The sequence below is a fragment of the Nonomuraea sp. NPDC048881 genome (genome assembly GCF_040649795.1).
Taxonomy (GTDB): domain Bacteria; phylum Actinomycetota; class Actinomycetes; order Streptosporangiales; family Streptosporangiaceae; genus Nonomuraea.
This window is the reverse complement of sequence record NZ_JBEZGC010000049.1, coordinates 1-2,659: the sequence shown is the minus strand read 5'-3', so window position 1 is coordinate 2,659 and position 2,659 is coordinate 1. Positions and strand designations below refer to the sequence as shown.

The window sequence follows — 2,659 nt, the reverse complement described above, 5'->3', positions numbered from 1 at the left end:
GGCCCGGACGTGCGGGTCCTGGAACTGGACCGACTCCCCGACCTGCCCGCCGAGCGGCCCCGCGTGGACGTCCGGCCCGAGCACCTGCACCACGTCATCTTCACCTCCGGCTCCACCGGCACCCCCAAGGCCGTCGCCGCCGAGCACCACAACGTGCTCAGCTACCTCAACGGCATGCTCCCCCGCATCGACGCCCCCGGCGGCTCGTTCGCAGTGGTCTCCACACCCGCCGCCGACTTCGGCCTGACCTGCGTGTTCGGCGCGCTGACCACCGGCGGAACCGTCCACCTGCTGCCACGCGAGACCGCGATGGACCCCACCGCGTTCGCCGACTATCTGACCCACCACCGGGTGGACGTCGTCAAATGCGTCCCCAGCCACCTCGAACTCCTGGCCTCCGGCGGCGACCTGGCGGCCGTCCTACCAGGCAGCCTCCTCATCCTCGCCGGCGAAGCCTGCCCCTGGGACCTCGTCGAACGAGCCCAGAACGCCAAACCCGGACTGCGCATCCAGAGCCACTACGGCCACACCGAATCCACCATGATCTGCCTGGTCTGCGACACCGACCAGATCCCCGCGGAACGCCGGACCGGGATCGTCCCGCTGGGCCGTCCCCTGCCGGGCGTCTACGGCCATCTGGTGGACTCGCGGCTCCGGCCGGTCCCGCCGGGCGTGCCAGGTGAGCTGGTCGTCGGCGGCCCCGGGGTGACCCGCGGCTACATCGGGCTGCCGGACCTGACCGCCGAACGCTTCGTCCCGGACCCGCTGACCGGCGACGAGCGTTGCTACCGCAGCGGCGACCTGCTCCGCCTCACCGCCGACGGACAGATCGAGTTCCGCGGCCGGGTCGACGACCAGGTCAAGGTCCGCGGCTACCGGGTCGAACTCGGCGAAGTGGTCACCGCCCTGCGAGCCCTCCCCCAGGTCTCCGAAGCCGTCGTCCTCCCGATAGGCGAGGGCAAGGCCAGGCAGCTGGCCGCCTGGGTCACCCCCGCGTCGGCGAACGTCCCGGCGGTCCGGTCGGCGCTGCGCGAACGGCTGCCCGACTACATGGTCCCCGCCCACATCGTCACCCTCGACCACCTGCCCCTCAACCCCAACGGCAAGATCGACCGAGCCGCCCTTCCCGAACCGCAGCAGGAGGCGGCGGCCTTCGTGCCGCCGAGCACGGCCGCCGAGCGACTGGTGGCCCAGGCGTGGGCCGAAGTGCTCGACGTGGAGCAGGTGGGGGCGAACGACGACTTCTTCGCGCTGGGCGGCCACTCCTTCGCCGCCACCCGGGTGGCGGGCCGCCTGCGCGAACAGCTCGGCGTCGCCGTACCGGTGCGGCTGCTCTTCGAGCACTCCGTGCTCGCCGACCTGGCCGCCGCGCTCCCCCGTCCCGCCTCGGCGACGGTGGCGCGACGCGAGCGCGTGGAGGGCCCGGCGCCGCTGTCCGGCGCCCAGGCCAGGCTCTGGTTCCTGGCCCAGCTGGAGCCGGACGGCACGGCCTACAACGTCCCGATGACCCTGCGGTTGCGCGGGCCGCTGCAGGCGGACGCGCTGCTGGGCGCGGTCAGGGACCTGGCCGAGCGGCACGAGGTGCTGCGCAGCGTGATCGTCGCCACCGGCGCCGAACCGGTCCTGGAGGTACGGCCGGCCGCGGAGGTGCCGGTGACCACCGTGACCATCGACCGTCCCCAGGTCGACCGGGCGGTGGCCGAGCAGCTGGCCACGCCGTTCGCGCTGGACCGGGAGCCGCCGATGCGGGCGGTCCTGTTCGTGGTGGACGACGCGGAGCACGTGCTCTCCCTCACCTTCCACCACATCGCCACGGACGCCTGGACGCGCGGCCTCCTGCAGTCGGAGCTGTCGGCGCTGTACGCCGCCCGGCTGGGACTGCGCCCGCCGCCGGGCCCGCCGCCCGCCCAGTACACGGAGGTGGCGCCCGTCCCGGCCCTGGCCGATCTGGACTGGTGGGCGGAACGGCTGCGGGGGCTGCCGCCGGTGCTCGACCTGCCGACGGATCGTCCTCGGCCCGCGGTGGCCGACCCGGCGGGGGCGTCGCTGGAGGTGGAGCTGCCGGCGGAGCTGGCGGCCAAGGTGCGGTCGGCGCCGGGCATGACGCCGTTCATGGTGCTGCTGGCCGGGTTGCAGGCGCTGCTGGCCCGGCTGTCGGCGAGCGCGGACATCGCGGTCGGCGTGCCGGTCAGCGGACGGGACCATCCCGACACCGAGGGCGTGGTGGGCTGCTTCATCAACACCGTCGTGGTCCGCGCCGACCTGGGCGGCGACCCGACCGGCCGGGAGCTGCTGGACCGGGTCAAGGAGGCCGCGCTGGGTGCGCTCGCCCACGCGGGAGCGCCGTTCGACCGGGTGGTGGACCGGCTGCGGCCGGAACGCAACCTGGCCGCCACCCCGCTGTTCCAGGTGATGCTCAACTACATCCCCGACCAGGGACGTCCCGAGCTGCCCGGCCTGGAGGCGGCCTCCATCGAGCTCCCCGAGCGGACGGCGAAGTTCGACCTGGACCTGTACGTGCTCGACAGCGGTCCAGGATCGCCGCTGCGGGGCGGCTTCGGCTACCGCACGGACCTGTTCGACGAGGCGACCGTCCGCAGGCTGGTGGACTGGTACCTCACCCTGCTGGACGGGATGTTGTCCGACCTGGACGCGCCGG

1 protein-coding gene is annotated in these 2,659 nt (G+C 73.7%); it reads left to right on the top strand.

Going from position 1 to position 2,659, the window contains the following annotated elements:
• Nucleotides 1–2,659, top strand: a 2,659-nt coding sequence (locus tag AB0C33_RS51100; protein ID WP_358303119.1) for a condensation domain-containing protein, incomplete at both ends; no start/stop codon positions are given.